Source organism: Desulfurellaceae bacterium, from assembly GCA_021296095.1.
In the GTDB taxonomy this organism is placed as follows: Bacteria; Desulfobacterota; Binatia; order Bin18; family Bin18; genus JAAXHF01.
In genome coordinates this window covers 1,058-7,648 of sequence record JAGWBB010000128.1, presented here as the reverse complement: position 1 = coordinate 7,648, position 6,591 = coordinate 1,058, and the positions used below count along the sequence as shown (strand labels likewise).

Genomic DNA, 6,591 nt, shown 5'->3' with positions numbered 1-6,591 from the left:
CTTGACGGGCTTCTCTCCCCGCGAATGCCATCATTACTTCCAGCATTGTGGCTACAGATAATGGTGAACCGCTCTAGTGCCCGGACCGGGCTGCGTCCACTCGGCCTCCGGTCGGTTCGATATTTGGCTTGCTTTTTGCCGCAAAAGGGACGAGAAGAAAGGCGAGAAGATAAGGATAGCTGGGCCGACACGATCTACCCCAAAGGAGGTGCGCCATGAAAGTCGGGATGTCTGTTTTCATGCAGAACTCAAACAACAAGTGGTCGGACTATGAGGTCTACCAGAACGATCTGCGCCTGGCCGACCAGGCCGAGGCTCTGGGCTTCGAACTTTACCCCCTACACCATGGTGCCGGACGTGGTGCAGTTCCTGACCTATATGGCCGGCCGCACGACCAAGATTGAGCTGGGCACAATGGTCATCGTCCTGCCCTGGCACGACCCGGTGCGGGCCGCCGAGCAGATCGCGATGCTCGATATTCTGTCCAAGGGCCGTATCATCGTCGGCTTTGGACGCGGCGCAGCCTCGGTCGAGTACAACGGCTTTCGGGTGCCCATGGAAGAGTCGCGCGAGCGTTTTGTCGAGACCGCCGAGGTCGTGGTCAAAGCCCTGTCAAACGAGCGCTTCTCGCACGAAGGCAAATACTTCCAGATTCCAGAGACGAGCATTCGGCCGCGGCCCTTCTCGCATCCCGAGCGTCGGCTGTACGGCGCGGCCGTCAGCCCCGACACCGCCGAGCGCATGGCCAAGCTGGGTTTGGGCGTCCTGGTCGCCATTCCGCTGCACGGCTGGGACGCGGTGGCCAAGGATGTCGAGCGCCACGACCGGATCATCCGTGCCGCAGGCCACGAGCCGGTCAAACCGATTGTAGCCAGCTTCGTGAAGCCCGCCAGGGCGCGTTTGACTACATGGGCGGCTACTGGGCCTCGGCCGACGCCCACTACAACTTCTCCGACGGGCACCTCAAGAACGTCAAGGGCTACGAGCACTACGGGGTGATCGCCGACAACGCCAAGACGACCACCCCGGACCAGGCGGTCGAGGGCTTCATCAATCTTCAGGTCGCAGGCACGCCCGACCAGTGCCTGGAGCAGATCTCCGCCATGCGCGACAAGGTGGACTTCGATCACCTGATCTCGGTGTTCAGCTATGGCGGCATGCCGCCCGAGCTGACCGAGCGCAGCATGAAACTGTTTGCCTCTGAGGTCATGCCAAAACTCCAGCAAGAGGGGGTGCCGGTCACGGCCGAGCCCGCCGCCGAGGTCCGACTCGCCGCCAAATAAGCGGCTCAACGGGAGCCCGTGGGGCTCCCGCAACACCCGGTGTCTACACCGGCCACTGTTCCTGCCGGTAGGCCTGATCCCAGAACAGGTATTCGTAGCGGCTGCTGTGGACAAAGTGGTCAATCAGCCGCTCGCGCTCGGTCGCCCCGCACCCGGCGGCCAGGCGGTCAATCAGCCCCAGCTGCTGCTCCACGTGCGCCCCAAAGCCCTCGGCGCTGTAGGCCTGAATCCACTCGGCGTACAGTGGCTCGGCGGGCAGCCGGTCTGCGAGCTGCTGGCCGACCTCCCAATAGATCCAGTAGCAGGGCAGGACAACCGCCACGATCTCGGCCAGGCTGCCGGCCTGGGCAACGGCCAGCATATGCCGGGTGTAGGCCTGGGTGACGGGCGCCCGGACGGTGCGGGACAGCTCGTGGGAGGAGATGCCCAGCTTCTCGCTCCAGCCGGTATGCAGGCTACGCTCGACCCGCACCACGGTCGCCGCGTGCTCGGCAAACATATCGAGGGTGTCCAGGGTGTCGGCCCTGGCCCCTCCCAGGCACAGAACGCGGGCAAAGTCCTGGAGGTACAGGGCATCCTGGCGGACAAAAAACAGAAAGCGCTGGCGGTCCAGGGTTCCGTCACCCAGCTGTGTCACAAAAGGATGGGCAAAAATCGCTTCCCATACCGAACCGGCAGCCTCGCGCAGTACTTCCCGAAAGGGCCGAGCCATCATATCCTCCTGAAGCTTGGCTATCCTCTGCCAGAGGATTAGCAGTCATGTCACGATTCGATAAACCCGCAGTTTCGACACTGCAACTTCCCCCTGCACAGCTGGGCGGCGTACAGGTTGCAGATGGGACACAGTAGCAGTGCCTGGGTTGTTCCTGATTGTGTCTTCTCCACTCCTCCCCCCTTTCTCAGCCGCACGCCTCAAACCGTCGGTCCGAGGCGCGTGGCTTCATCGAGCTGTTCCTTGACCTCAGTCCCACTGCGCCGCAGGTGGCGCATGCGCTCCACAAGCCGCACAATACGGACGGCCGCATCTGCGGGCCTCACCCCCCGGTGGTGGATGTTCGAGATGAGATTCCGCTCCGCGTCGGTATGGCCGGCCTGCGGCTGATAGGCCATATAGGCCGACAGACTCTGGGCGGTGGCCAGCCCGGGTCGCTCACCAATCAATAACACCACCACCTCGGGCTCCAGCAGCTCGCCGATATCGTTCAGCACCCCCACCCGACAGTGGCGAATCACAAACGGCTGGCCAAAGCGCCACTCCCGCTGACGAGCCTCCCGGGCCAGCTTATCCAAAAGTACCGGGACCTGGGCCTTGACCGCAGCCACCGACAGACCGTCGCCAATAGCGACCTGGACCTCAGCCCGGCGCGGACAGCGCTCCTGTATAAGCTGGCGAGCCGGCGGGCTCAAACGCCGCCCCAAGTCCGGCCGCAGCAGGTAGTCGGTTTTGTCCTCCGCACAGGTCGTCACCATAAACAGTCCCCAGCGCTTGACCAGTTCGGGAGCAAGGTCGCGGGCCAGATCAAGCTCGGTCTGGACTGCGTCCAGAGCGGCTGCGTGATCGCGGCGCAGAGCCAGCTGGGTATGGGTCCGATAGGCGGGTCCAGCCCGGCCGATCAGAACGCGGGCGGGCGTCCGCTGGCGGACGGCGCGGATGAGATCGGCCGCCCGGTCGGAGTCTGCCCGAGCCGGAGGTTTCATGCTGCGCTGCCTCCCCCCAGCCCAGCCTCAATCGCCCGTACACTGTGAACGAGCTGGCGACGGATCGGGCTGTCGGTCTGGACGGGCTGGCCGTGGTGAAAGAGGCCGGTCTGCTCCAGCCAGGCCAGAAACTCCGGGGCGGGTCTGAGCTGAAACAGGCGTCGCACGCCGAGGGCGTCATGAAAACTGGTCGATTGATAGTTGAGCATGATGTCGTCTGCGCCCGGCACGCCCATGAAATAGTTGCACCCGGCCGCAGCCAACAGCAGCAGCAGATTATCGGCCGAGTTCTGATCGGCGTCCGCATGGTTGGTGTAGCACACGTCACAGCCCATCGGCAGGCCGAGCAGCTTGCCCATGAAGTGGTCTTCCAATCCGGCACGGACGATCTGGCGCTCGTCGGCCAGGTATTCAGGACCGATAAAGCCCACCACGCTGTTGACCAGAAACGGCTCAAACACTCGCGCCAGCCCATACGTCCGGGCTTCCAGGCTCAGCTGATCGACCCCGTGGTGGGCGTCGGCCGACAGGGCGCTGCCCTGGCCGGTCTCAAAATACATCACATTATTCCCGACCCACGCCACCTCGCGCCTACGATGCTGCTCCAACACCCGTTGGCGGCCTTCGCGCAGCAGCTCGAGCGTGATGCCGAAGCTGGCGTTGGCCGCCTCGGTCCCGGCAATCGACTGGAACAGCAGATCGACCGGTGCGCCGCGCTCCAGGCTGGCCAGCTGGGTGCTGATATGGGCCAGACAGCAGGCCTGGGTCGGAATCTGATAGGTCTCGATCAGCCGGTCCAGGCTGTGCAGAATGGCCGACACGGTGTCAACCGACTCGGTGGCCGGGTTGACGCCGATGACCGCATCCCCGCAGCCGAACAGCAGACCGTCCACGGCTGACAATAGAATCCCGCCCAGGTCGTCGCTGGGATGGTTGGGCTGAAGACGAATGCCCAGCACCCCGGCCTGTCCCATGGTATTGCGACAGCGGGTGACGGTCCGAATTTTGGCCGCAGCCAGCACCAAGTCCTTATTGCTCATCAGTTTGGCCACCGCAGCCGCGACCTCGGGCGGGATCGCCCAGTGCAGACGGCCAAGCTCTTCCTGACCAGCTGCCTCGTCCAGCAGGTATTCCCGAAACTCACCGACCGTCAAAGGGGCCAGCTCCTGAAAAGCCGTGTGGTCGAGGCTGTCCAGCAGCAGGCGGCTGACCGCGTCCCGGTCGGGATCGATCAGCGGCTGGGCCAGAATGTCGGCCAGGGGAATGTCGGCCAGGACCCATTTGGCGGCAACCCGTTCCTGTTCGGACCGTGCCGCGATCCCGGCCAGACGATCACCCGACTTGTCCTCATTGGCCTTGGCCAGCACCTCGCGTAGATCGGCAAACACAAAACGCTCGGAGCGGATGGTAGTGGCGTACGCCATGCGAAACCTCGGCCGGCCGGAAGGCTCAGGAGGCGGCCAGCTCGGAGTTGGGCCGCTCGTCGCCAGCAGCCAGCTCGTGTTTGAGCCGAGCAAACACCCCCACGCCCTCTCTAACCACGGCCGAGCCCATCTGCACCGCCTTGATGCCGGTCCGCAGCACCGCCACCGCCTCGGCGGCCGTGGACACGCTGCCAACCCCGATCACATCAAGTTTCCCAGCCGAGGCGTGCAGCACGGTCTGGGCCTGGGACGGACCGCCGGCGGTCGCGGCGTTGTGACAGATGGCGGCCGGCACCCCGGCTTCGAGCAGCGCGGCCGCCACGTCGGTCAGCGGCAGGGGAAGCCCCGGCGGCAGCTTGACCGCCAGCGGCGCCGATACCGCCCGGCGCAGGGCCGCCAGCGTCTCGCTCAGAAACCCGGCCGAACGAAACGGATTGAGATGGGTGTGGACATGGGGATCGTTGAGATTGATCTCGATCAGGCTGGCTCCGGCCCGGACCAGCGCCCCGGCCGTCTCGCTATACTCGGCTACACTGAAGCCCGCCACACTGGCGATGACCGGTTTGCCGGCAGCCAGGATGTCGGGCAGCCATTCGACATAGGCGGCATAGCCCGGATTCTCCAGGCCACACCGGGCTCCCGGATCTTCAAACGGAGCGGTGGTGATCGACTTGGTGACCACTGCCCCGGCCTCGGACCGGGCCAGGGCCAACAGCTCTTCGCGGCTGGTCGAAAGCGCCCCGGCGGCATTCATCAGACAGAACGGGAGCCGAACGCCGGCGATTGCTGGTGTGAGAGACGTCATACGCCTTCCTTTCCTGGCGAGTCAGCAAGCGGTATGGTCTCCGCCAACTCCGGCTTTTTGCCCGTTTGAGGGGCAAGGCGACCGGCCGCAACTGTGTCATCGTGCGAGAACGAGACCCACAGGTTTCCGGCCTGGGCCTCGGCAAAAAAGCGCTTCTTGGCCGCAATAGTCGCCAGTGGGTCGGTATCATAGGCGGCGTTCCAGGCTGGCCGCAGGTGCGAGGTGGTCGGCACAATGTCGGCCAGATGAATCAGCCCGGTGCCGCCGGCTTCGACGATCACGCACTGGTGCGGGGCCGTGTGCCCGCCCGAGACCGCAGTGCGGACCTCGGTCGTCAGCTGTGTATCACCGTCGAGGAGTTCGACCCGCCTGAGCGGGTGCAGGCACTCCGGGGCGTGTCGGTAGGCCGCAGCCAGACGCTCGTCCGGGGGCTGGGTAGCCAGCTCCCACTCGGCCCGCTGGATCACGACCTGGGCCTGGCTGAAAATCGGGCGCGCCTCGCCCTCGGCCGTCTTGTCGATCAGCCCGCCGACGTGGTCGAAGTGCAGGTGCGACAAGACCACGTGGGTCACATCCTGGGGGGCCAGGCCGAGAGCGTCCAAGCCCTTGACCAGCCTGTCGGCCGGGTCGGGGGTATAGATCTGAACCTCACGTTCGCTCAGCCGGTTGCCGATCCCGGTATCGACCAGGATCACATCCTGTCCGCAGACGATCAGCGGGCAGGTCAGACTCATCTTGATCCGGTTGCGGGCGTTGGGCGGCTTTTCTCGTGACCACAGCTCGCGCGGCACGATGCCGAACTGGGCGCCGCCGTCGTCATACCAGAAGCCCGCGTTCAAAAAATGAATCGTCACCCCACCGGCCTGTAACATGGGCCGACTATAACCGAGGCGTCTGGCCAACACAAACCTGCGGGGCGTCCTCTTCTCGGCTTTGGTCCGGCTGTGCTAGGCTTGGCCGTGCCAGACAACATCCAGGCCAAGCAGAAAGGAGCAGGTATGCGCATCGGTGTTTCGGCATTTCTGACAGAACACTCGGGTGAACCGGGGGCGATTGCCCAGACGGCTGAGAATCTCGGCTTTGAGTCGTTTTGGGTGGCCGAGCATCTGGTCATTCCGGCCAGCTATACGACCTACTATCCCCGCTCGCCCGACGGCAAGGTGCCGGACTTTTACGCCCATCTGGCCGACCCGTTCGTCGCCCTGGCGGCTGCGGCGCAGGCGACCAGCCGCATCAAACTCGGCACCGGCATCTGCCTGCTACCGGAACGCGACACCATCACCACCGCCAAGGCGGTGGCCACGCTCGACCTGTACTCGAACGGCCGCGTAATCCTTGGCGCGGGGGCGGGCTGGTTTCCGGAAGAGGCCGAGATCATGGG

At 64.7% G+C, this 6,591-nt stretch carries 8 protein-coding genes; 3 read left to right on the top strand and 5 right to left on the bottom strand.

Features of this window, described 5'->3' with window-relative positions:
- The first annotated feature begins 270 nt into the window (after positions 1–270).
- Positions 271–999 carry an LLM class flavin-dependent oxidoreductase gene (locus J4F42_20835; protein MCE2487967.1) on the top strand — a complete coding sequence of 243 codons (729 nt, stop codon included), beginning with the start codon at positions 271–273 and terminating at the stop codon, positions 997–999.
- Positions 909–1,283 (top strand): hypothetical protein, encoded by a 375-nt coding sequence (locus J4F42_20830; protein ID MCE2487966.1) that lies wholly within the window; start codon positions 909–911, stop codon positions 1,281–1,283. Before J4F42_20835 ends, J4F42_20830 begins: the two co-directional genes overlap by 91 nt.
- A gap of 43 nt (positions 1,284–1,326) precedes the next feature.
- On the opposite strand, the gene tenA is transcribed toward J4F42_20830, so the two are convergent.
- The 5 genes from tenA to J4F42_20805 all read right to left on the bottom strand — a co-directional run bounded on the left by tenA (position 1,327) and on the right by J4F42_20805 (position 6,082).
- Complete coding sequence (gene tenA, locus J4F42_20825) at positions 1,327–1,995, bottom strand: thiaminase II (protein MCE2487965.1); 669 nt, start codon at positions 1,993–1,995, stop codon at positions 1,327–1,329.
- A gap of 200 nt (positions 1,996–2,195) precedes the next feature.
- Entirely contained in the window at positions 2,196–2,981 is a 786-nt protein-coding gene (gene eutC / locus J4F42_20820; protein ID MCE2487964.1) for an ethanolamine ammonia-lyase subunit EutC, read from the bottom strand.
- Positions 2,978–4,405: an ethanolamine ammonia-lyase subunit EutB gene (locus tag J4F42_20815; protein MCE2487963.1), complete on the bottom strand. Its 1,428-nt coding sequence runs from the start codon at positions 4,403–4,405 to the stop codon at positions 2,978–2,980. Before J4F42_20815 ends, eutC begins: the two co-directional genes overlap by 4 nt.
- 25 nt (positions 4,406–4,430) lie before the next feature.
- Positions 4,431–5,210 (bottom strand): hypothetical protein, encoded by a 780-nt coding sequence (locus J4F42_20810; GenBank protein MCE2487962.1) that lies wholly within the window; start codon positions 5,208–5,210, stop codon positions 4,431–4,433.
- Complete coding sequence (locus tag J4F42_20805) at positions 5,207–6,082, bottom strand: MBL fold metallo-hydrolase (protein ID MCE2487961.1); 876 nt, start codon at positions 6,080–6,082, stop codon at positions 5,207–5,209. Before J4F42_20805 ends, J4F42_20810 begins: the two co-directional genes overlap by 4 nt.
- A gap of 126 nt (positions 6,083–6,208) precedes the next feature.
- Between J4F42_20805 and J4F42_20800 the strand changes: the two genes are divergently transcribed.
- The coding region (locus tag J4F42_20800) for an LLM class flavin-dependent oxidoreductase (protein MCE2487960.1) at positions 6,209–6,591 on the top strand (383 nt) is incomplete at its 3' end.